Genomic DNA, 23,786 nt, shown 5'->3' with positions numbered 1-23,786 from the left:
TCCCGAAGATGCAGCAGTGGCCAAGCCGCGTTGCCGCGGAAGCGGCCATCCGGTTGCTCCCCGTTAATGGTCAAAAGAGTGTGGCCAGCCGGCGGTTTAACTCACAGGCGCTCAGCCGAGAAAATTGCAAATTCACTTGCCAGTAAGGCGCGATCGGGATAGGATGTTATCGCGCTCGACGATGTAATAAGATCACGCGCGAGAAGATCAACAAGTTGGTTGGAGGTTGGGGTTATGAACCATCAGTGGAGCTTCGAGCAGTATGAGCCATCGTTGCCCATTCAGCGGTTCATTGAGCAACAGGTGAGCAAGCTGGAGCGTTCATTGAGGCGATTGGCTCCTGATAGCGCATCGTTGCAGGGCCGTGTGGCCAAACCGAAACGCAAGCGATTGTACGAAGTGACGCTGAAGCTAACATGGCCGGAGTCATCAATCGAAGTGGCGGAGAAGGGACGTGAGGTGAGAGCATTGCTGCGAACTGGCTTTAAGGCGCTCGACCAGTTATTGAAGCGATACCAGCCGCCATCATTGACAGAGAGAGCTAATCAAGCCCGTGCTCAATGTGATGACCAAACAAAACCGCTGCCCATCGAGCAGCTCATTGATCGGCACCTACCCTTCTTAACTGGATATGTCCGTCGGGCGATGGAGCATTTCCAGGCAACCGGCGAGTTAGATGCCGAGGCCGTGCCGAGTGAAGCTATCATAGATGAAACCGTCATGCGCGCGATGGGCGATTACCAGGCGAATCCGCCAACGTCGGCGGTTGAAGATTGGCTGGCCAGACTCGCCGATGAGGTGTTCAAACAGCGCATTGAGCAGGAACAGCAACGGCGAGAAGCAGCAACGCAGGAAGAACAACCTGTCGAACAACGATTGTCCCGCGTTTCACCGCAACAGAAAGGGTCAGCCGTTGAAGACGAGATGTACATTTGGTATCAACCCGATGAGAAGTTGCACTGGGAAGACATCGTGCCTGATCCTCACGTCCCCTCGCCGGAAGAGATTGTGGCTCGACGGCAATTTCAGCAGGAGATCGAGCAGGTCATTGCCACACTGCCCAAACGCTGGCGCGATGTCTTTGTTTTACACACCATCGAAGATTTCACGCTCGAACAGGTGTGTTTGGTCACGGGCCAGTCTCTGGAAGAAGTGCAACGCGACTACCAAGCAGCCCGAGATTTTCTGCGTCGGCAGCTTGCGCGAGCTGAATGGACAACGACGCCTTCAGTTCAACGCGCAGTAGCCAGTTAAGCGGGCAAACTCAGCGCCTCACCGAGTCCGTCTTGATTGGCCGGCTCGTGGGAAAAGGCACCGACGCGCAGCTTGTTGATTGAGGAGGATATTCTGATGTTGACGATGATGGAACGTACGATTGATGATGTGACGATTCTGGATTTGAGTGGTTCAATTCGGCTAGGAGAAGAGGAAGCCACCTTACGCGAGAAGGTGAAAAGCTTGCTGGCCGCCGGACGAACGAAAATTTTGCTGAATCTGGAGCAGGTAGACTACATTGATAGCTCCGGCATTGGGGCGCTGGTGTACAGCTTCACCACCGCGCGCACGCATGGCGGCCACCTCAAGCTGCTCAATCTGAGTCAGCGCGTTCACGACGTGCTGACGCTCACCAAATTGCTATCGGTATTTGAAGAGTTCAAAGATGAAGACGAGGCGGTCAAAAGTTTTGCATGACACGCCGGCCTATCCGAGCCAACGCCATCCGAGCCAACGCACACGAACACGTCAACAAGGATTCGATCAATTCTGGCCGACGCGGATTTCCTGGCTGATTGTTCAGGATCAACCGTGGCGTGTGCTTGTTACCAGCCGACCACGCGGTCACGTTGGACAACCGCCTGCTGGTCAACTGACGAGACGCATAGGCCTGGGTGTCTATGTGACCTCATTGATCACGGGAGCGCCGTGGTCGTCTGATGCCATGTTCAGAGGTGAGCGATGAAAGAGACAATTCCTGACCTACTCCGACTGCGCGCCCAAACCACGCCGGATAAGACGTTCCTCTATTTCCATGACCTGGAGGTCTCTTATGGCCAGTTGCATGAGCTGACCAATCGCGTTGCCCGCGGGTTGCTCGAGCTGGGAGTCAACAAAGGCGATAAGGTTTGCGTCATGCTAACGAACCGGCCCGAATTTGTCTACCTGTTTTTGGCGACTCCGAAGTTGGGAGCCGTGCTTGTCCCGATCAATGTGTTGTTGAAGGCCGAAGAGGTGCAGTATATCGTCAATAACTCCGATGCAACCACGATGGTGACCGAAAGCAAATTCCTACCATTGATCGAGGCGATTCGGCCTGTCTGTCCACAGCTCAAGCAAATTGTCGTTGTCGGCGACGACGCGCCGGCCGGGATGCTCTCGTTCACCGAGTTGCTGGCTGCGCCCCCCGATGAGCTGGATGTGCCGATCAGTCCCGACGATGAGATGGGTATCATTTACACCTCGGGAACCACCGGCAAGCCCAAAGGCGTGGTGCTCACACAGGGAAATTACTACATCAATAGCTGGCAAGGCGCGATGGTATCGGGCATGAATGCTGATGAGCGCGCCATGTGTATTCTGCCGTTGTTTCACGTCAACGGGCAGGTCGTCACCATTCTCATGCCGATGCAAGGCGGCGGCAGCATGATCCTGACCGAAGGGTTTTCGCCCAAAACGTTTTTTGAAAATCTGGCGCGCTATCGCGCCACCACATTCAGCGGCGTGCCGACCGTCTATTCAATTTTGTTGAATTTGCCTGATGCTGACCAATACGATTTGAGTAGCCTGCGGATGTGTATCTGCGGCGCTGCCCCCATGCCGGTGGAGGTGTTCACCCGGTTTGAGGAGAAATTCCACGCTAAAATCATCGAAGGGTACGGCCTGTCTGAAGGAACGTGCGCAAGCACGATCAATCCGGTTGAAGGCAAACGCAAGATCGGTTCAATTGGATTGCCATTTCCGGGCCAGGAGCTCGCCATCGTGGACGACAACGGCCAACCGTTGCCAGCCGGTCAGGTGGGCGAGATCATCATTCGTGGGCGCAACGTGATGAAAGGCTACTACAAGAATCCCGAAGCAACAGCGCAAACGATTCGCAATGGATGGCTCTACACAGGCGATCTCGGTTACTACGATGAAGAAGGCTATTTCTACATCGTCGGGCGCAAGAAGGAGATGATTATTCGCGGCGGCGTCAATATCTATCCGCAGGAAATCGAACAGGTGCTCTACCAACACCCCAAGGTGAAAGAAGCGGCCGTCATCGGCCTGCCTGATCCGATCTGGGGTGAGGAAGTGGGCGCCTGCCTGATTTTGAAAGAGGGTGAAACATGGGATGCCGCGGACGTGATCGCCTATTGCCAGAGCCGACTGGCCGACTTCAAATGTCCACGCCGAGTCTTCTTTGTTGATTCATTCCCTCGAACGGCCACGGGCAAAATTCAGAAACATCTCCTCAGCGAGAGCGTACTGAAGTCATGAGTCTCACATGAACAAGACCGAAAACTTTACTGAAGCTGCGGGAGCATTAAGATGGTCACAGTTTATGCAGCCATGGTTGGACGAAAAACGGCGACCGGCAGCTCACTAGGGCGTTATATGAATTTGGATCAGGTGTGACCAATAGGGAGCCTACCATGACAGCACGCTGTACACGCTGCGGCGCCGAGCTTTTACCCGGCATGAGGTTCTGTCGGTTTTGTGGCGCACCAACAGGCGCAGTTTCCATCCAAGAGCAACCAACTCGACCCTTCCCGGGCGATGCGACCATGCCACAATCGGCGCCTAGTGCTACACAACCTGTTTACGCTCCTCCCGCGCCGCCCGCGCCGTATGCTGACATCCCATTGGAAAAACCGCCTCGACGACGTTGGCCGTGGGTGCTAGGCGCTGTAATCCTCACAGCGGGATTGATCTTGGGTGGGATCGGATATGGTATTTACCGTCTCACCACTCTCCCTGGCGTCCAGATTACTGAAACTGATCAAGGCATCGAAATCACGAAAGATGGTAAACGCATTGTCCACATCAATGCCGGCGATGCAATCAAGGTTGAACACTCTGGTGAAGTGGTCACACGTACCATCCCACTAGCTGCCGGCGGGTCATTTTCCATCTCGGCAGATGTTGGCGACGTCAAGCTGACGACGTGGGATCAAGATGCAGTTTTCATCGAAGCCAAGAAACATCTTGGCAGCCGAGAAGATAAAGCGCAGCTCGACATGGAGATTGACACGTCGGATGCCAGCCATGTCATTGTTCGCACCAAACGACCTGAAGGCAGTGAAGCGCATCTGGATTATGAGGTCAAATTGCCTCGCAATGTCATCGTCAAACATGTGCAGACCGTGCGAGGCGATATTGAGCTGCTCGGTGTTTATCAACAGGTCACAGCCGAGGCCGTGGCCGGCGATATCGTCGCAAAAGAATTTAGCGGAGTCATCTCAGCCAAAACAGTCAATGGCACTATCAATCTGGAGCTGAGTCCGCCCGCTCAACCTGTACCGATGAAGATTGAATCAGTGGCCGGTGACGTTACCATACGCTTCCTTGACGGCTACAATGCCGATGTGGACGTCAGCTCGCTCCGTGGCGCGATTGATCATCGTGGCAGCGGTATCGAGCTGAATGTCAAACGTGACTTTGCGCGTGTCACCGCGCGAGGCCGCGTCGGTCAGGGCGGTCCACCGGAAATTCGTATCCAGACAGTCACCGGTGATATTAAACTGAGCCGGTGACGGAACCATTGAGTGCTTCTGTGGCGCTGCTGCTCATGCTGAACAGATCAAATTCTATCGCTGCTGCGCAGTCACGGTTATGTAGACTAACTGCTGCTGCGCGGTCACGGTTGTGCAGACGAACCGCTGCTGCGCGGTCACGCTTGAGGTGAGTATGTCAGCATTTGATGTTGTCATCATCGGCGGTGGGATTGTTGGATCGAGCATTGCCTATCATCTGGCCGAGGCAGGCTGCACGAATGTCGTCATCATCGAGCGCAACGAACGGCAAGAAATGGGCTCAACAGGTAAGAGCGCCGGCGGCGTCCGTGCTCAGTTTGCTACGCCGATCAACATCCAGATGTCGCGTTATTCGATTGACTGCTTCGCCCACTTTGAAGACCTGACCGGTCACACCGCCGATTACAGGCCGCATGGCTATCTGTTCATGGCAACCAGTGAGAAACATCTGGCTGCGCTGCGCGCCAATCGCCAGCAGCAGGTGGCTCAAGGCCTCACCAATGTGCAGATGGTCTCGCCCGATGACATCAGACAGATGATTCCCCAGCTACGAAGCGATGACATTCTCGGCGGCAGCTTCTGCCCAACGGATGGATTTGTTGATCCATATAGCGTGTTGCGGGGGTTTTCTGTTCGCGCACGTGAACGCGGCGTTCAAATATGGCTGAGCACCGAAGTGACCGGCGTGGAGCTGGAGCACGGGCGTGTCTCAAGCGTGATGACCACGCAGGGACGTGTGTGGACGCGCACCGTGGTGAATGCGGCTGGCGCGTGGGCCGCTCAAGTGGCGCAATGGGTTGGCCTGGACATTCCCGTTCAACCACTACGTCGCCAGATTGTCAACACACAGCCGTTTGAGCTATTGCCCCGGCCGTTACCGATGGTGATTGACATGTCCAACGGCTTTCATTTTCGCCGTGAAGGTGAGGGCATTTTGTTGGCATGGCCTGATCCAGATGAAACGTACGGCTTCAAGACCGCCTTCGATCCAGCGTTCATTGAGAAGATTTTGCTTCGTGCAGTGAATCGGGTGCCGTGCTTGGCTGATGCGCAAGTCAATCCGCGTCGTTGCTGGGCTGGTCTTTACGAAGTCACTCCCGATCATCATCCGATCATCGGGCCAGTGCCCGGCGTGGAAGGATTTTATCTCGCCAATGGATTCAGCGGACATGGCGTGATGCACTCGCCCGCCACAGGCAGGATCGTGTCCGACATCATTCTCCACGGAGAGACCTCGTTGGTTGATGTGTCCATCCTCAGCGTTGAACGATTCACCACCGGTCAATTGATCAAGGAGACCGCCGTCCTCTGAATCAGAAGAGGTCTTCATAAGCACGAGCTGCCATGCGGAAACGATGAAAAACAAGCACCGATTCACCGATTGAATGATTGAAAATCTACTCAGTAAATCTGTGCCTGTCTTTTCGGAGGATGGGCAGGACTCAATCCTAATGTCGTCACATTGATGGATCGCAGCGCCGAGCTGCGCACTTGCGTGATAATGTGTCTGCTCCGTGGCGCTAAGTAGGTGCAGAAACGTTCTGGGGCATTCGGGGTACGGGACGTTTTGGCGTGCGGTGACGTGTCACCGCTTTCCGGCCAAAGCTGCGACACCTCGCAGCACTCCAAAAACGCCACGACCTTTTGTCACGTTACTTAGATTTGGCTCCTTGGCAGAAACGCCGGATGGCTTAGAGCGGTTTGCGAATGAGTTTGTCTTGGGAGCGCACGCTTGCGGCGTGCATCAGCCCGCAGCATGCGGGGCCCCTAAGCTAAAGGCAATTGAAAATCGCTCTAATGTACTCAGCGCCCATGCTGGTGTCGGCGTGATTTCACAGTTCAGGTTAAGCATGTAAGACAAGTCATTGGTCTCCAGAGCCACCCTAATTCGTTGCCCATCGTTGCAGGGCTTCTTCCCAGTAGGTGACTTTTCCATCCTGCATGACAGGAACAGAGTGTTCCTTGGTTTCGAATTCGGCTCCAGGAGTTAAATGTTCACCAGCGACCATCGGGATGGTCGGAAAGCCCGCCTTGCGCAAAAGATAGCTTCTGTGTCTAGCTCGCTGTACGTCATAAGCATCTATGACCGACGAAATTTCTACCGCCAGATAAACTTCGGGCGCGTCAGCCTGTCGGGATAACCGACCTTGCACAATCAGGTCCAGCCGCAATACATCCTTGATTTCCTCTTCAGTGAGAGAGGCCTCCAGTCGTTCTTCTAACGTCTGCATCTCGACAACGCGAGCTCGACGCAACACGGCGCCAAAATAGGCCGTTGCTTTGTTTCTATACTTCCACTCTAAGACGGTTCCTTTCAGGTCAGCGACGTCGTTACTAATGCGCCGTTGATCAGCCGCCATCTTCCTGATCTCATCAGCCATCTGCCGTTGCGCCTCGGCCAACAAAGCCATCTGCTCTTCAACTCGCGCGAGTCGTTCTTCAGTGCGCCGTTGCGCCTCAGTCAACAGAGCGATCTGCTCTTCGACGCGGCTGAGTCGTTCTTCGGCGTGCCGTTGCGCCTGAGTCAACAGAGCGATCTGCTCTTCGACGCGACTGAGTCGTTCTTCGGCATGCCGTTGTGCCTCAGCCAGCTCTCGTACAATCACTGGTAACTCTAATAGCTCGTCGGTCAATACCAGGCGCCGAAGCTCCGCTCGCCACTCTGGATGCTCCTCAATTAGCCGAACCAAATCCTTATAATCTTGCACTTCAAATGCCATAGTTTGTTCTCTACCTTTACCCGATCATGGGACGCTACTATCTTACAGGGTTTCTCCGACCTCTTCAAGCAAATCGGTTGCTGATGGTTGGATCACCGTTCCGTCCAGGAAGAGGCAAATCGGTTCACCGATCTCCTCAAGCAATCGGTCACTAATAGTCGGATCACCCTTCGGCGCAGGAGGCGGATGGTTTCAGCGATCTCTTCAACCAAATCGGTTGCCGGTGGTGGGCTACAAGGGCGTCGCGCGTTTCCGAGCAGGCAATATCCCGCTCACAGCACCAGAGTGTCAGCCTTGACGTTGAGTTGATCGAGCAGGCTGGCCTCGAATTTCATCACCGCTGGGCTTGAGTTGTTTTTGATGTAAACGAATTCACCCACTTTCTTGGAGAGGCTGATAGTAATGGTCTGGCCGTCTCTTTTGGTCAGGTGAACTTCGACGAGCGGGTTGGTCAGCGCCGCTGTCGCTTCTTTCGGCGGCACGTCGAAAATCTCTTTCGCGTCGTTGATGGTCAACGGCGTGAAGATTTCATAGGCGCGTACTTCTTTGTCTTTTTGCTCGGTCGGCTGTTTCATAAGCCACTTGTCGCCCGATTTTTCACAGACGATCGTCTGATGCTCGTTTTTCAGTTGAATGCGGGTGATCTCGTCTTGACTGAAAATAGCCGGTTTTTTGTTGCGCAGTTTGAACAGTGTTACGTCGAGCGTCGTGTAGACATCCGAAGCCAGTTTGAACACGGGGCTTTTGGTGTTGATTTTCCCGAAGTAATGTTCACCCTCCTTCTTGCCGAGCATGAGTATTTGCTCATCGCCTTTCTGTGTACGCAGTTTGGCAGAGATGAGCGGTTTGTCCAGTCCGTAAGGCTTCAGGTCATCGGCTTGCTCAGCGACGACTTCAGTCATGCGGGCAGAGGTTAATTGACTGACAATTGAGCTGACTTCAGCAGAATCGGCCGGCAACGACCGAGGTTGTTGCAGTTGCCATTGATCACCCTGTTTACTTAATTGAAAATGGCCGGCTGGGGTTGTCAGTTCAAGCGCGGTGACCTGTTCAAATGTGACGTCCAGCAGCGATTTATCGCGCCACTCGAACGCTGACTTGTCAACGCTGTCCAACAGGTAGGCCGGAACCATGGCCACTTCTTGCCCGCCGTCAATCAGCGCATAGACGCTGGTGCCAGCGAAATCCTTGTTGCCGAATTTAATCTGGCGTTGCTCGCCGCTTTTCAGAGTGATGGTCAGCGTGACAGCAGGTTGCTCAAGTCCATATCCGGCCAGTTTGTCTGCCGACGCGGCCAGCTTGCGGTCTATTTGGCTCGTTGTCAGATTGGTGATGAGTGACGAGACATTTGAGTAATCTGCCTTGGCGCTGATCGGTTGTGTCATGACCCAATCGTTATCGCGTCGTTCAAATGTGAGCGTTTCGCCGGCGCGGTTTATAGAGAGGCGGCTAATATCTTCATCTTTGAACTGAAAAATCTTTTTTCGTTCGGCTTCCGCCTGTTGGCGTTTCTCGCCGCCTTTGTATTCGTAGAAATAAACGAATACGCCCAAACCCACAGCCACCAGTAACAGAATCAACGTACTCTTCTTCATAGGCCCATGATCTGCGTTCTATCAGTACACTTCGGTTTCATCGTCGTCTCCACCAAACGGAGACGCCAGCGCCGAGGACCAGCAGTGGAAGAAAGATGTAGTTGAAAAAGGCAAGCAGGTTCTGTTGTGTTTGTGTGAGTGTGACGCGCCGATCCTTGGCTTCCTTTGGTCGCACGGAAATCAAGTCTTCATCGCCGGCCAGCCAGTTGATCGAGTTCAGAAACAGGTCGCCATTGCGCTGCATGCCGACGTAGCGGTCGGTTGCGAAGTCCGAGTCGCCAATGACGACCAGCCGCGCCTGCTTCTGGCCAACTTTCTTGTCGGCGACAATGCCGAGCGAAATCGGCCCTTTCGTGTCTTTGCCCTCGGTGAATTCCACCTGACCACCAAGCGTCAGGTCTGTCTCTGCCCAACTTTGGGCCGACGTGTTGAGCAGCTCGGTGATCATCACATCGGAAGGGGCATCGGCCGCTCGCTTAACGGAACGCGCCAGTGGGAAAAATGTCATCGTGCCTTGGAAATTTCTGGTAATTTGATGGCTGCCGTATTGGCTTACCATCGGCACCGCTGGCCCTGTTCCAAACAGGCGCCCAACGCCGCTCACATCAATGATCGTGTCATCGCCCACCTCAACGCCCCATTTTTTGAAGATTTCATCCAGTTGCGGTTTGGTGTCGGGATCAACTAACAGCATGACTTTGCCGCCTTCGTCGAGGTATTTAGCGATCATGCTGGCTTCTTGTGGGAACAACCCCTGTTTGGGGCCTGCTACGACCAGTACACTGGCATCCGATGGGACCTGATTGGTGGTTACCAGATTGACAGACTTCACCTCGTAGTTTTCGTTTTTCAGCGCGTTTTCGATGGCGCGGTAGCCCTCGCCGCTGCTGTCGGTGAGCGATTTCTCTTGGTGACCCTCGACGAAGTATACGATCTTAGTCTGATTACGTGTCGCTTTCAGAATCGCATTCGTGATGTCTTGCTCTTCGATGCCTTCGGTTCGCTCAATGCGGTCGCCTGCGACGACAATGGTCTGGTTGAAACTGGTGATCTTGTGCTGCTGTGCAACGTCGGGTTTTTCCTGCGGGTCAACGAATTCGTAGCTGATGCGCCGCGACAGCGCCTTATACTCTTGCACGCGCTCACGCAGCACGGGATCATCTTGTTTGTCAAAGTGCATGATTTTGACGTCCTGCTTGAGGTTGGACAGGATTTGCTTGGTTTGGTCGGACAGGCTGTAGAGTTTTTCTTCGGATAGATCAAACCGCTTGCTGTGCCGGTAGCCAAGAAAGTTAAGCAGTCCGAGAATCGCGATTACGGCCAGCGTCATCGTCACTGTATTGGCGCCAAGCTTGGTTGAGCGGCGGCTCCACACCGCTTTGATTTCTGCAAAGTTGACGATCAGGCTGAGCAGGAGCAATGCGCCGCCCGCGCCGACCATGATTTTTTCCCACTTTTGCCAGGTCTCGAACGCATAATAGCGAAACGCGCCGGAAATGAGCAGCGCGGCGCCCAGATAACCGATTGCTTTGAATAGTTCTTTCTTGTTCATCGGTTACGCCCTCCTCCATCGCAATGAGTCAATCGAGCGCAACGTCAAGAAGACGCCGAGCACAACGAAACTGACGTAAAGCACAAGGCTCTTGGTATCAATCACGCCCTTACCGAAGTCGCCCAGATGATTGAGCAGCGACAGGTATTTCAGGATTTCACCGAACGCGGTGGTCGAGTCCTGAACGCCCGCTGCCAACAGGAACAACATGATGGACGTGGCAAACGTGAGCACCGCCGCAATGATCTGATTCTCGGTCAACGAAGAGAGAAAGTGACCGATGGCAATCAGCGCGGCGCCAAACAGCAGGATGCCGAGGTAGCCAGCCAACGTGGGCGCCAGCGGCGGGCGCGGATCGCTGAAGATGTACATGGCCATGTAGTAGAGGAACGTCACGGCCAGCATGATCAGAAAAAGCGTTAACGTCGCCAGAAACTTGCCCAAGACAATGTGCGAATCCTTCAGTGGCGAGGTCATCAACAGCTCCATGGTGCCGCGTTTCCGCTCTTCGGCATAGATGCCCATCGTGAGGAAGGGAATAACAAACAGCAGGATCGTCCCCATGAAGCCAAAGAAACTTTGCATGACGATGGCCGGCACATCGAATGAGCTGAAACCGCCGCCCATCTGCGCAGCTCGCATCGAGTGTTCGAATGATTCGCGAATGACACCTGTCAAAATGATGTGGAACGCATAGCCCATGATGGCCAAAAACACGCCAATCGCCACGTAAGCGATCGGTGAGACAAAATACAAGCTGAGTTCTTTGCGAAACACGGCAATGATGTTTTTCATGCAGCAACCTCCTTGGCTTGCGTGGAAGGCTCAGAGCCGGTTTCCTGAGTGGTCAGTTGCAGGAAGATCTCTTCCAGACTGAGATTGACGGCGCGTAGTTCATACAATTCAAAACCGCGTTGCACAATGAGGGCCGCCAGCCGGCTGCGCAGGTCTCGGCCCGGTTCGCTCTCGACTTTGACCGAGAGCCGACCGGTGCTATCCATTTTGTGAACCTCGATGTGTCGCACGCCCTCCAACGGGCTGATAGCTTGTTGCAATTGGTCGGCATCGGCTTGGACTTCTAACTGGACGACTTCGCCGCCTTTCAGTTGGATCGTCAGATTCTCCGGCGTGTCTTCAGCGACGATCTTGCCCTTGTTGATGATGACGACGCGGTCGCATGTCATGCTGACTTCCGGCAAGATGTGCGTGGAGAGAATGATCGTATGCTCGCCGGCGAGCCCTTTGATCAGGTGGCGCACTTCGATGATTTGTTTGGGATCGAGTCCCACGGTTGGCTCGTCCAGCACGATGACTTCCGGCGTATGCACCAGCGCTTGGGCCAACCCGACCCGCTGCTTGTAGCCGCGCGACAGCTTGCGGATGAGCTGATGACGTTGGTCAACGATGTTGCACATCTCCATGGCTCGTTCGACCGCTTGACGTCGCTTCTCCGCCGGCACGTTTTTGATGCGGGCGACGAACTCCAAATAGCCCTGCACGGTCATTTCGGGATAAAGCGGCGGATTTTCGGGCAAGTATCCGATGCGCCGACGCACCTCCAGCGATTGCTCGAACACATCGAAGCCGGCGACCTTGGCCACTCCGCTGGTGGCCGGCATGAAACAGGTCAGAATGCGCATCGTCGTCGTTTTGCCGGCGCCGTTCGGTCCGAGGAACCCAAGGATTTCACCTTTCTTCACGTCGAACGTGATGTTGTCCACCGCGCGAACGCCGCTGTAGTCTTTGGTCAGGTTCTCAACTTGAATCACGGTCTTTACTCCTTAACGCTCAAGCGTTCCATCCAACCAACGAACTCGGCTGGAAGTGGCCGCAGCCGAAACCGGCGAACCCTTCCGTCATGTGTATGGATCGTTGGCTATTTGCTATTCGATCTCTCAGCCGACTGCTGAGCTTACTGCTTGTCATACTGAGAGCCCATCAAGGCTACTGAAAGGCAGCTATTTTAGCCCAACCCGCTCGCAATCGGCAACGCTTGCGTTGGAACACAAATTTTCCTATGATTCAGGCCAACCAACGACGATGGAAAACGGGAACGCGATTCGGGTTGATTGTGTTACCAAACGATATGGCCCCGTCACTGCCGTTGACGCAGTCTCCTTGCAGATCGAGCGAGGCGAATTCTTCACCTTGCTTGGTCCATCGGGGTCAGGTAAAACGACGTTGATCCGACTGATTGCCGGCTTTGATCTACCTGATACCGGCCGTATCTATCTTGGCCCGCGCGACGTCACCAACGAGCCGCCTTATCGCCGGCCGGTTCATACGGTGTTTCAGCACTACGCCTTGTTTCCTCACCTGAACGTATTCAAAAACGTTGCCTTTGGCTTGGAGCAAAAGAGACTGCCCAAACCGGACATCGAGCGAAAGGTGGCTCAAGCGCTGGAATTGGTCCAATTGGCCGGTTACCAACAGCGCATGCCTGATGAACTATCCGGTGGTCAACAACAGCGCGTGGCCTTGGCCCGTGCCATTGTATTAGAGCCGCAGGCGCTCCTACTAGACGAGCCGCTGGCCGCGCTCGATTTCAAGTTGCGCAAACAGATGCAGCAGGAATTGAAGCAGCTTCAGCGACAGCTCAATATGAGTTTTCTGCTGGTGACCCATGATCAAGAGGAAGCCATCAGCCTCTCAGACCGTATCGCTGTCATGGCCGATGGGCGCGTTCAGCAAATTGGAACGCCGCGCGCCGTGTATGAGCGTCCCCAGACGACGTTTGTGGCGAACTTCATCGGCGTCTGTAATATCTTCGAGGCTGAGATCGTCGCGCGAAACGGCCAACGCGTTCTCCTCAACATCGAGGGGCAACCAATGGAAATCGCTCTGAACGGAGAGTCATTGATTGGTCCACGCGTGCGGTTTGCCGTCAGGCCGGAAAAAATCGAACTGTCGGCGGAGCCGCTCCGAGCGGATGGCAGCATCTGGTTACGGGGCGTTGTCGAAAATAAATCCTATTTGGGCGACCTCACGCATTGGCAGGTGCGTGTTGGCCGCCTGCTGGTCACAGTGTCGGAGCAGAATCATTCGGGATGGCGATCCGAGCGATTTCATCACGGTCAGTCGGTGTTTCTTGCGTGGATGCCAGAGAGCGTGATCCTTCTTTCTGATTGATCGCCGATCATCCCGTTGCTCGCCGCAAGGGCACTCCGATGTATCAAGTGCGAAGTAGCCGTCGTGAACATGAAGCGCACGCCCGTGGCACCGGCTCGCAGAACAATTGGTTTTTGCATGGCGATCTTGGCGTCTTCGTGGCTTGAGGGCCGCGTGGCGAAGGGGAGGTGATTGCCTACGAGCCGCACCAAGCGAGTGTGGTCTACAGTTCTGTTGCTTGGTCCAGCCGTCGGTTGGTTGGGCCTGTTCTTCCTTGCGCCACTAGGTATCATCCTCCTCTATAGCTTTGCCCAGCGCAGCTTTTATGGCGGCGTGCAGTGGAATTTCCATGTGGGCAACTATATCCAGTTACTCGATCCACTCTACTTCAGTATCTACTGGCGTTCGCTGATCATTGCGACGGCCACGACGCTGATATGTCTGGTCATCTGTTACCCGGTGGCCTACTACATCGCCGTGCAGTCGAGTAAGAAGTGGAAGAATCTGCTGCTATTGTTGTGCGTCGTGCCGTTTTGGACAGGATTCTTGTTGCGGACGTACGCCTGGGTGTTTCTGCTACGAGCGGAAGGGTTCATCAACTCGCTGCTCATGCAAGCCAATCTGATTGATCGGCCGCTGACGTGGTTGCTCTATTCTGATTTCGCCGTGCTCGTCGGCCAGGTGTACGGTGAAATCCCGTTCATGATTCTGCCGTTGTATGTCTCTCTGGAGCGGCTGGACATCAGATTAGTTGAAGCCGCGATGGACCTGGGAGCCAATCGGTGGAGCGCATTTTTTCGTGTCGTCGTGCCGTTGACCAAGGTCGGTATCATCACGGCTATCGTTCTCGTCTTTATTCCATCGCTCGGTGCGTTCATCACGCCTGATTTACTCGGCGGCGCCAAGTCGGCGATGGTCGGCAATGTGATTCAAAATCAGTTTGTGCAGCGCAACCAGCCGCTGGGGTCAGCGTTGTCTGTGTTATTGACGATTGTCATTCTCGTCTTGCTGATCGTAGCGTTCAGGTCTGGCCCGCGCAGCAAGGAGTCAGCGCAATGACCAGACTCTGGCTCATTATCGTCTATCTGATTCTGTATGCGCCAATCGCTGTGCTGGTAGTGTTTTCATTCAATCGCGGGCGCATTGGCGCTGTCTGGCGCGGCTTCACCTGGGATTGGTATACCGCTGCCTTGAACAATCAAACAATCATCCAATCGCTGCGTCTAAGCCTGCTTGTGGCCGTGCTTACTGCCGTGCTGGCAACGCTCGTGGGGACCGCGGCTGCGCTGGCCTTTTATCGTCGGCGGCTGCGGTTGCGCCGGGCGTATGAGGCCATGTTTTACCTGCCTATCATTGTGCCGGAGATCGTCGTGGGCTTTGCCATGGTTGCGTTCTTCGGGCTGATCGGATTTCGATTGGGGTTATGGACAGTGGTCATCGCCCATGTCGCATTCAGCGTGTCCTATGTGTTCTTTGTCGTGCGAGCGCGCCTGACGATGCTGCCTCCGCGCTTGGCAGAGGCTGCCATGGACCTCGGAGCAAACGAAGTACAAGCATTCGTTCGCGTCACGCTTCCACTGCTGGCGCCGGCCATTGCGGCTGCCGCGCTGCTTGTGTTTACGATTTCGCTTGATGACTACGTGATCACGTCGTTTGTCGCGGGCGCCGGCGCCGCGACGCTGCCGTTGCAGGTCTACTCGATGATCAAGACCGGCATTACGCCGGAAATCAATGCCATCTCGACCATCTTGTTATTGACGACGGTGGTGTTGGCCGCCGTCTCATTCCAACTACGCGCCGGCCGCTTCACGAAAGTCAATGGGACGCTGGTGGCGACGGTGCTCATCGGGATTGGCGCGTTTGCGGCCGGTGGAAGCAACCCGACGGTGACTCAGGCCGAATTGAACCTGTTGATCTGGTCGAACTATATTGCGCCCAGCGTCGTCCGCAATTTCGAGCAACGCTATCGCGTCAAGGTCAATATGGAGACGTATGACTCCAACGAGGCCATGCTGGCCAAATTGCAGGCCGGCGTAGCTCGTTACGACATCATCGTCCCCAGCGATTACATGGTGAGGATTCTGATTAAGCAAAATCTTTTACTGCCACTGGACCATGCCTCTTTGCTTAATCGCGTGCATCTAGACCCAGCGATGCTGAATCGTCCATTTGATCCACAAAACCGTTATTCATTGCCGTATGCGTGGACCACCGCCGGCATCGGCTACCGGAAAGATAAAGTCACCGAGCCAATTGACAGTTGGAGTGCGTTGTGGAATCCGGCCTATCGCGACCGCATCGTGATGCTTGATGATGTACGTGAAGCCTTTGCCGTCGCTCTGAAGCTGTCTGGCTATTCACTGAACAGCACCAATGCGAACGAACTACGTCAGGCGCGCGACCGATTGGTTGAGCAAAAGCCATTGGTGCGCGCTTATGATAGCGCCGCATTCGATCAAGTGTTGCTCAGCGGCGATGCCTGGCTCTCGCACGGGTATAGCGGACAGATCGCCAAGATTATGCTGGAGCATCCGGCTATCGCGTTCGTCATTCCGCGTGAAGGATGCACCATCGCTATTGACAATCTCTGTATTCCCCGCGTCGCTCAGCGCCCTGACCTAGCTCATGAGTTCATCAACTATCTGATGGAACCGGCGGTCGCCGCCGAGAATATGAACTTCATCGTCTACCCCATTCCTAATCGCGCGGCGTTACCGATGGTGCGTGCCGAGCTACGCAACAACCCGGCACTGTTTCCTCCTGCTGAAGCGTTGAAGAATTGCGAATATCTGGCCGATGTGGGAGAAACGATGCTGCTGTATGATCGCTATTGGACGGAGGTGAAAATCCACCGCTGAGAAGAAGGCCTGCGCGAAGATGGGTGGCCGATGAATTCATGAGGATTGGATGAATGCCAGAGGTGATCAGAAGCGAATCATCGAGTGATTGGGCATGCTTCGCTGACAGTAGTCTTGGCCTCTCGATTATTTCTTGCGTTTCGCCTTGCTTTTGGGTCCCCAACGATGCGCGATGTTTTCCTTTCCCATCGCCACGAGTCGTTGCGGGTCTTTCTTGAGTCCCATCTTGAAGGCTTGCGAGATCACACTGCTGAGGCTACGGCCAAGCTTGCGCGCGATATCCTGATTGGATGACGTCGGATAGAGCTTGCGAAGTTGATTGATCTCAGACTCGCTCCAGGGCGCGCGCGCCGGCCGCCCAGAGGAGCTCTTGGCTGATGACTGACCGCTTTTAACATAGGATTTTGTTTTTTTCATAGCGAAAACAAAATACTAACTTTCACCAACGGAGTCAACCCTGCGCTCCGTGCAGCAAGCGCGCCCGTCAGACTCATACCAAATGCAAGGAAAAAGGCCCACGTTGATGGAACCAAAAAGCATGGAGGAGGCCGAACTGACTGAGCGGGAATGTACGACCTTCACTCGGCATTTAGTCACGTTATGGTGAGTGAATTTCGTGCTTCGAGGGTGGCAGCCGCGCACCAACGGGTAGCCAGACGTGAAATGTCTGGGTGGGACATCATCCCCCAATTCGCAGGGCGCCTTGGAGAGGCGCCACCCGTCCCCTCACCGACTCGTTCATGGTGTTCAATCACTGATCACAAACGCGCACATCTCGGCGCGTCTCCAACGCTCCACGATTGTTTGATCGGCTGTTCCAGACGTTGCACGTTTGGCTGCCTGCTGCTTGCGCCTCCGGCGCACGCGGAGCTTGGACCTCCTCTGTTCCTGACCTCGGACGTTTTCTGAGGAATCCCCCTTATGCTCCGCGCACGCCACGAACGATGAAAATGGGGCACACGCGGGAACGCCTGTGCCACATTCTTCAGCGGAGCGATTCCTGTGAAAATAACCATTTCCGTGGCATGCAAACGAACGTGTTTCATTCTTCATGGCCTGCTGCTGCGTAGGGGCGATTGCTCATCTGACGGGCGTCACCCGACACGGTTTGAGATCGCGTGTTTCAAGGCCACAAGCTACAACGCGCTTTTTCAAGAGGCGTCGCGCGTGTACGTTCGGTGATTGGCCATCCAATACGACAAGCTGGCTCGACCCATTGATCAACTTCAAAATGAGTCAACAGTCTTTTGAAATCTTTTGTCCCATGCCTCAGGCTGGCTTGATCAATACTTCAGGAGCCAAGGTCATGAGATGAGCGCAGCGGTATACCGAGCGCTTTCATCCGGCGATATAGATGACTGCGATCAATATTCATCGCTTCGGCAGCGCGGGTGACGTTGCCGTCAAACTCGGCCAGCTTGCGTTGGATGTACTGCCGCTCAAATGCTTCCGCGGCTTCATGGAAACTTTGATAGGAGGTCCGTGTGAGCGGTTCAGGTAGTAAGTCAGCAACCAGCTCCGGCAAATCGTCAGCGTCAATCACCACTTTAGCCCGCATAATGATGATCCGTTCGATGGTATTCTTCAATTCACGCACGTTGCCGGGCCAGTCGTGGTGTTGGAGTTTTTCCAGGGCCGCTGCCGTGAACTGTTTGGGCGGGCGGTTGTAGGCGGATGAGAACCGTTGATTGAAATGCTCGACCAATAAGGGTATGTCCTCGCGGCGCTCGCGCAACGGCGGCACATAAAATGGAATGACGTTGAGACGATAGAATAAGTCGTCACGGAACTCGCCGCGTTCCATCATCTCGCGGAGACGTTTGTTGGTAGCGGCCAGGATGCGAACGTTGACCGATATCCATGCGTTACTGCCGACCGGTTGAATGCGACCTTCTTCGAGCACGCGCAAAATTTTGGCCTGCGTCTTGAGGCTCATATCGCCGATCTCATCAAGAAACAGGGTTGCGCCGTCAGCTAGTTCAAATTTGCCCTGCCGGGCTGCGGTGGCGCCGGTGAATGCGCCTTTGACGTGGCCGAACAGTTCGGATTCAATCAACTCTTCGGGAATGGCTGAACAGTTCAGTTCCACAAATGGTCGTTCAGCGCGCGCCGAATGAGCATGAAGTGCCCGCGCGACCAGTTCTTTGCCGCTGCCCGATTCACCGTAGATGATCACGCGGCTGTCGGTCGGCGCGACGGTCAGAATTTGTTGTTGCAACGCCCGCATGGGGATGCTCTGGCCGATGAGGTGATATTCTTGGGTTAATTTGTGGCGCAGTTGCCCTGCTTCTCGTTGCAGCACGCGCTGTTGGATTGCATGTTGAACGGTCAGCAACACGCGCTCGACGGAGAGCGGCTTTTCTAGGAAATCGAACGCGCCCCGTTTGGTGGCTTGCACCGCTGTGTCAATGGTGGCATGACCGGAGATCATAATGACAGGCGTGTCCGGATGGAGCGACTGGAGTTGGATCAACGTTTCGATCCCGCTGATGCCCGGCAGCCATACATCCAGCAGAATGCAATCGTAGGCGCGTTGCTCCAAGGCTGCCAAGCAGGCCTCGCCGCTCTCCACAGCCTCTACCCAAAAGCCTTCGTCCTGCAAGACGCCGGCGAGCGACTGGCGGATGCCCTGTTCATCATCAACGATGAGAATTGAATGAGCCATAGTCGGTATGCTCGGGTTGCGCCGCCTCAGAAGCGAGTGAGCGATAGTTTGTTGATCCTGGCCGTGAGTGTCGCCGCCCTGGGTTAACCTGCATGCGCTTCGGTTTCCTTATGCTGAGACGTTGGCAACTCGATGATAAATTGGACGCCGCGCGGCTGATTCGGTTGAACGCGGACGCGGCCATGATGTTCGGCGATGATGCGGTTGACAATAGATAAGCCCAAGCCTGTTCCATGCGGCCGCTTGGAGAAATATGGCGTAAACAACTTGGCATAATCTTTGGGATCAATGCCGATGCCTGTATCACTAACGATGATTTGCGCCAGTTCCTGTTCAGGACAATACCGCGTGTGAACAGAGATGCGCTGTTCGCCAGCGACTTGATGGACTGCTTCCAAGGCGTTGTCAATGAGGTTGACCAACGCGCGTTTGATTTGTTCGGCGTCGAACCGGACCACCGGCAGCCGCTCATCCAACACCGATTCGATGACGATGCCGTTGAGCCGGTCCTCATAGAGTTTGAGAGTAGACGCCACGACCTGATTCAATGAGTTCTCTTCGAGAACGGCCGGCGGCAGTCGAGCAAACCGCGTAAATTCGTTGACCATTCGCTGCAGCGTATGCACTTCACCGATGATCGTCGCCATGCATTCGCGGATCATCTGTTGATCGGGCGCCTCTTGGAGCGCATCGGCGCGATCCAGATGTTTGAGGATACGCTGCGCCGAGAGCTGAATCGGCGTCAGTGGGTTTTTAATCTCATGAGCCATGCGCCGCGCCACTTCACTCCAGACAGCTTGACGTTGCGCGCGAACCAGCTCGGTGATGTCTTCCAGCATGACCACCATGCCTTGCAGGTGGGATTGCTCGTCGCGCAACGCTGACGCACTGACAATCAAATGCGAGACCCCGGCCCCGTGATGCATTTGCACGTCAACCGTCGCGAAGCCCGTCCGTCCGGCCTTTTGGATCATTCGTCGTAATTGGTGAATGCTCTCTTCAGAAACGGCCGGTTGAATGGCCTGCATCAGCGCTGTGGCTGTCGCCGGCGATTCGTTCAGGTGAAGAATGCGGCGGGCTGCGTGATTGAGCGTGGTGATGCGCTCGGCTGAGTCAAATGAGATGATGCCGGTTGACAAGCTTTCTAGCACCGTTTCGATATAGCGTCGTCGCTCATCCAGCGTCAGATTGGTTTGGCGCAGTTGGGCAGCAGAGGCTTCGAGCATCACGCGATTCTCATTGAGTTGAGCCGTCATCTGATTGAACGATTGGACCAGCATGGCCAGCTCGTCTTGCGCGGGCACATTGACTGTCTGGGTCAAGTCTCCCATGGCGACGCGGCGGGTCGCGTCGGCCAGCGCCTCAATCGGTATGGTGATGCCTTTAGCCAGATGAATCGCTGTCCAGGTCGCAACGAACAATAAAAGGAAGGTCACCAAGCCTAACACCTGAAAGGTCGAGCGACGGATTTGTCCTTGCCGACGATAGAGGCTTTGATAGCGATCGTGTTCCCGTCGGATATTCGCCACTTTTTCAGCAAGGGCTGGTCTTGGTTGGTACAATGCAGCCATCGTGTAGCCGTGCCGGCCAACGGGCATCACGGCGACGAGCAGCGGGCTTTGTCCATCGCCGAGCCATACAGGTTCGATGACATCTTGCTCAGGCCGGCGCTGCTGTAGGATTTTGCTTAGCGCCATGCGAGCTGCTGACGGAATCTCAACGCCGGGCTTGGCCTGTGAGAGGATCAGCCGTCCCTCACTATCCACGACCTGGATCAGCAAAAAATCGTTAGCCTGGTCGGAACTCAAGGCCGGCTCAATGATAGCCTTCACAGCAGTTGCGTCAGCAGCTTTATCAACCGAGGCCTGGAGCCATTGTAGCATCTGATGCACATCGTGAACTTCGTCGGCCATCTGTTCCTCAGATAACGATAGCGCCTCGCGCAACACGTTTTGATACGGCTCGCCAAACCACTTTTCAATTGTCACATTGATCACGCCGTAGGAGAACACACCCAACAGAACCAACGGCAAAATAACCACCACGATGAAATACCAAACCAACTTAGTTTTGAGCCGTGAGCCAAGTTGCTGCGCTCGACGCTCCTGCCGCAGCCTGATTAACAAACGGGCCCAAATGAACAGGAAGACGGTAAACGCGACGAAATTAAATGCCGTCAGCACGTAAAGCAAAAACGGATCATCCGGCTGATCGGGGCGTAGCGGCGCGATTTTCACCGTGCCTAAAATCAGAAGGAGACTGAACGTGATGATCGTCAGCGCAGCGACGGCAAACGCCACGACCCACGCTGGCAACTGTCTCGGTTTCGTCTGCGCCATAATCAGCGATAGCGGCATTGTAGCAAATCATCCGTGCTTTGTCAGTTGCTTGTTCTCGCCTCGGCAAGAGGCGACGGCGCCTCAAGCGGCAGCCGACAGAAATCAGACAAGTGCCACCTTGGGCAGGTGTGAAATTGCCCATCCTGCGTTGTGAACTGCTCCAGGAGCCGTTCCGAGGCCGCTTAGCCGCTCCAGCCTCCACCAGCCCAGGCTCCTTTCAACGGGAGGCTCTCGCTATTTCATCGTTTCACGCTGTATCGGTTACGCTTTTTCAGTGGGCGACGTCTCATCCGATTTGACCGAAGCCGGTTGGCTCGGTATCATTGGGCCTACTCCAGCAGCACGAATCAGGGAGAGTCGCTTATGAAGTTTTTCTTAGACACAGCCAATTTGAACGAAATCCGCGAAGCCGTCTCATGGGGTGCGATTGACGGCATTACCACCAATCCAACGCTGATGGCACGTGAAGGTCCGGTTGACTTCAAACAGCACATCCATACGATCTGCACGTTGGTCAACGGGCCGGTCAGCGCGGAAGTCGTGGCCACCGACGCCGAGGGCATGATGCGTGAAGGTCGGGAGCTTGCCCGCATCCATCCGAATGTGATGGTCAAAATTCCTTGTACTATCGAAGGCCTGAAAGCGATTCGAGTATTGTCGGCTGAGGGCGTTCGCATCAACACGACGCTGATTTTCAACGCCACGCAAGCAATCTTGGCTGCCAAGGCCGGGGCCACAGTGGTCAGTCCATTTGTCGGGCGACTGGATGATGTCGGCCAATCCGGCATGGAGCTGATTCGGCAGATCAAGCAGATTTTTGACCACTACCAGTTTGCTACGGAGATTCTTGTTGCCAGCGTGCGTCACCCCTTGCATGTCGTTGAAGGAGCGCTCATCGGAGCGCACATCGCCACGATGCCGTTCAAGACGTTGCAACAGCTTGTCAAACATCCGCTCACTGACATTGGTTTGGCGCAGTTTCTCAAAGATTGGAACAACGTATTCAAATAAACTCACGAGCACAGACCTCAAACTGTTCATATACTCACGCGCGCTTGACCCGATGTCAGCGGTCATTGAACGTTTGTCTCAGCCTGCCATTGCTCTGCGCAACGGTGATCCGTGATTCGTGTCTTGGGTTTTGATACTTGACGCTATGACTATCATGATGCAAGAAATTGAACAACAGCCGGCAGCGCTGGAGCGGACGCTACGTGCTGAGCGCGACCATGCGCGCCGGTTCGCTGCCCATCTGCGGTCTCGCAATATTCCATTGATTCTGCTGGTGGCTCGCGGCACATCTGACAATGCAGCATTATTCGGACGATATTTGCTGGAAATTACAACTGGCATACCGGTTTCGCTCGCGGCGCCTTCCGTTCACACGTTGTACAAAGCCAAGCTGCGATTGAGTGATGCATTGGTCATTGGCGTCTCTCAGTCAGGTGAAGGGCAGGACATTAACCTGGTGCTGGAAAGCTGTCGTCGCGCCGGGGCGCTCACAATTGGGATCACCAATGAAGCCAAATCAACAATGGCTCAACTGGTTGATGACATCTTTCTGATCCGCGCCGGCAAAGAGCGAAGCGTGGCCGCAACAAAAACCTATACTGGTCAGTTGATGATCTTCTACCTGCTAGCTGCGGCGCTCAGTGGCAGTGCCGCTCTGAAGCCAATCGAACGGCTGCCGGAGTATGCCGCTCATGCGCTCGAATTGAAATCGTCGGTGGCTGCTATGGTCGAACGCTACCGCTTCATGGAACATTGTATCGTGATTGGGCGCGGGTTGAACTACGCCAACGCTTTTGAATTGTCGCTCAAGTTAATGGAGGCGTGTTACGTTGTGGCGGAACGCTTTTCGAGCGCCGATTTTCAGCACGGACCGATTGCTGTGGTCGAGAAAAATTTTCCCGTCTTCCTGTTTGCGCCGCCAGGCCGTGTGTTTCACGATATGATGAAAATCCATGAGCGACTTCGCCAACTCGGAGCGGAGACCGTCGTCATCTCCAGTGAAGCGCGGATTCAGCGTCGCGCCAGCCGTAGCGTCAACATGCCTGATCGCATTGACGATTTGCTCTCGCCGATTCCTTACATCATCCCCGGCCAGATGTTTGCTGCGTTGCTGGCCCAAGCGAAAGGATTGTCGCCAGACCAGCCCCGTTCGCTACGAAAAGTGACGCAGACGGTCTGAACAACTTCGGCTGAAGACGGCTCCC

The 23,786-nt window shown here is 54.8% G+C and carries 19 protein-coding genes; 11 read left to right on the top strand and 8 right to left on the bottom strand.

The window, feature by feature from the left end; genetic code table 11:
- Positions 1–234: 234 nt before the first annotated feature.
- The 6 genes from NZ823_17715 (at position 235) to NZ823_17690 (ending at position 6,045) form a co-directional block, all read left to right on the top strand.
- The gene (locus NZ823_17715) at positions 235–1,254 is read left to right on the top strand and encodes a sigma-70 family RNA polymerase sigma factor (GenBank protein MCS6806966.1); all 1,020 of its coding nucleotides are present in this window, start codon (positions 235–237) and stop codon (positions 1,252–1,254) included.
- A 96-nt stretch (positions 1,255–1,350) separates the two neighbouring features.
- Complete coding sequence (locus NZ823_17710) at positions 1,351–1,692, top strand: STAS domain-containing protein (protein MCS6806965.1); 342 nt, start codon at positions 1,351–1,353, stop codon at positions 1,690–1,692.
- The gene (locus NZ823_17705; GenBank protein MCS6806964.1) at positions 1,661–1,960 is read left to right on the top strand and encodes a hypothetical protein; all 300 of its coding nucleotides are present in this window, start codon (positions 1,661–1,663) and stop codon (positions 1,958–1,960) included. The genes NZ823_17710 and NZ823_17705 overlap by 32 nt, the downstream gene beginning before the upstream one ends.
- Positions 1,957–3,477 (top strand): long-chain-fatty-acid--CoA ligase, encoded by a 1,521-nt coding sequence (locus NZ823_17700; protein MCS6806963.1) that lies wholly within the window; start codon positions 1,957–1,959, stop codon positions 3,475–3,477. The genes NZ823_17705 and NZ823_17700 overlap by 4 nt, the downstream gene beginning before the upstream one ends.
- A 287-nt stretch (positions 3,478–3,764) precedes the next feature.
- Complete coding sequence (locus NZ823_17695; protein MCS6806962.1) at positions 3,765–4,733, top strand: hypothetical protein; 969 nt, start codon at positions 3,765–3,767, stop codon at positions 4,731–4,733.
- A gap of 154 nt (positions 4,734–4,887) precedes the next feature.
- Positions 4,888–6,045, top strand: coding sequence for an FAD-binding oxidoreductase (locus NZ823_17690; GenBank protein MCS6806961.1), 1,158 nt, complete (start codon positions 4,888–4,890; stop codon positions 6,043–6,045).
- Positions 6,046–6,616: 571 nt separating this feature from the next.
- Here NZ823_17690 and NZ823_17685 read toward each other — a convergent pair.
- The 5 genes from NZ823_17685 to NZ823_17665 form a co-directional block, all read right to left on the bottom strand.
- Positions 6,617–7,453: a hypothetical protein gene (locus NZ823_17685; protein MCS6806960.1), complete on the bottom strand. Its 837-nt coding sequence runs from the start codon at positions 7,451–7,453 to the stop codon at positions 6,617–6,619.
- 272 nt (positions 7,454–7,725) lie between these two features.
- Positions 7,726–9,048, bottom strand: coding sequence for a DUF4340 domain-containing protein (locus NZ823_17680; protein MCS6806959.1), 1,323 nt, complete (start codon positions 9,046–9,048; stop codon positions 7,726–7,728).
- A gap of 37 nt (positions 9,049–9,085) precedes the next feature.
- Positions 9,086–10,600, bottom strand: a complete 1,515-nt coding sequence (locus NZ823_17675; protein MCS6806958.1) for a GldG family protein — start codon at positions 10,598–10,600, stop codon at positions 9,086–9,088.
- Positions 10,601–10,603: 3 nt separating this feature from the next.
- Positions 10,604–11,395, bottom strand: coding sequence for an ABC transporter permease (locus tag NZ823_17670; GenBank protein ID MCS6806957.1), 792 nt, complete (start codon positions 11,393–11,395; stop codon positions 10,604–10,606).
- A complete protein-coding gene (locus NZ823_17665; GenBank protein ID MCS6806956.1) occupies positions 11,392–12,369 on the bottom strand; it encodes an ABC transporter ATP-binding protein in 978 nt (325 codons plus the stop codon). The genes NZ823_17670 and NZ823_17665 overlap by 4 nt, the downstream gene beginning before the upstream one ends.
- Positions 12,370–12,598: 229 nt before the next feature.
- On the opposite strand from NZ823_17665, the gene NZ823_17660 reads away from it, so the two are divergent.
- The 3 genes from NZ823_17660 to NZ823_17650 all read left to right on the top strand — a co-directional run bounded on the left by NZ823_17660 (position 12,599) and on the right by NZ823_17650 (position 16,566).
- Positions 12,599–13,729, top strand: coding sequence for an ABC transporter ATP-binding protein (locus NZ823_17660; protein MCS6806955.1), 1,131 nt, complete (start codon positions 12,599–12,601; stop codon positions 13,727–13,729).
- 195 nt (positions 13,730–13,924) lie between these two features.
- Positions 13,925–14,767 (top strand): ABC transporter permease, encoded by an 843-nt coding sequence (locus tag NZ823_17655; protein ID MCS6806954.1) that lies wholly within the window; start codon positions 13,925–13,927, stop codon positions 14,765–14,767.
- The gene (locus tag NZ823_17650; GenBank protein MCS6806953.1) at positions 14,764–16,566 is read left to right on the top strand and encodes an extracellular solute-binding protein; all 1,803 of its coding nucleotides are present in this window, start codon (positions 14,764–14,766) and stop codon (positions 16,564–16,566) included. Before NZ823_17655 ends, NZ823_17650 begins: the two co-directional genes overlap by 4 nt.
- A gap of 126 nt (positions 16,567–16,692) precedes the next feature.
- Here NZ823_17650 and NZ823_17645 read toward each other — a convergent pair whose 3' ends face one another.
- The 3 genes from NZ823_17645 to NZ823_17635 form a co-directional block, all read right to left on the bottom strand.
- The gene (locus NZ823_17645) at positions 16,693–16,983 is read right to left on the bottom strand and encodes a hypothetical protein (protein ID MCS6806952.1); all 291 of its coding nucleotides are present in this window, start codon (positions 16,981–16,983) and stop codon (positions 16,693–16,695) included.
- A gap of 874 nt (positions 16,984–17,857) precedes the next feature.
- Positions 17,858–19,231, bottom strand: coding sequence for a sigma-54 dependent transcriptional regulator (locus NZ823_17640; GenBank protein ID MCS6806951.1), 1,374 nt, complete (start codon positions 19,229–19,231; stop codon positions 17,858–17,860).
- Positions 19,232–19,314: 83 nt separating this feature from the next.
- A complete protein-coding gene (locus NZ823_17635; protein ID MCS6806950.1) occupies positions 19,315–21,588 on the bottom strand; it encodes an ATP-binding protein in 2,274 nt (757 codons plus the stop codon).
- 345 nt (positions 21,589–21,933) lie between these two features.
- Between NZ823_17635 and fsa the strand changes: the two genes are divergently transcribed.
- Complete coding sequence (gene fsa, locus NZ823_17630; GenBank protein ID MCS6806949.1) at positions 21,934–22,581, top strand: fructose-6-phosphate aldolase; 648 nt, start codon at positions 21,934–21,936, stop codon at positions 22,579–22,581.
- Positions 22,582–22,735: 154 nt separating this feature from the next.
- Entirely contained in the window at positions 22,736–23,761 is a 1,026-nt protein-coding gene (locus NZ823_17625) for an SIS domain-containing protein (GenBank protein ID MCS6806948.1), read from the top strand.
- Positions 23,762–23,786 lie beyond the last annotated feature (25 nt).

The organism is Blastocatellia bacterium (assembly GCA_025054955.1).
Classification (GTDB): Bacteria; Acidobacteriota; Blastocatellia; order HR10; family J050; genus JANWZE01.
The sequence above is the reverse complement of the archived record's forward strand: the minus strand, read 5'-3'. Positions and strand labels throughout refer to the sequence as shown.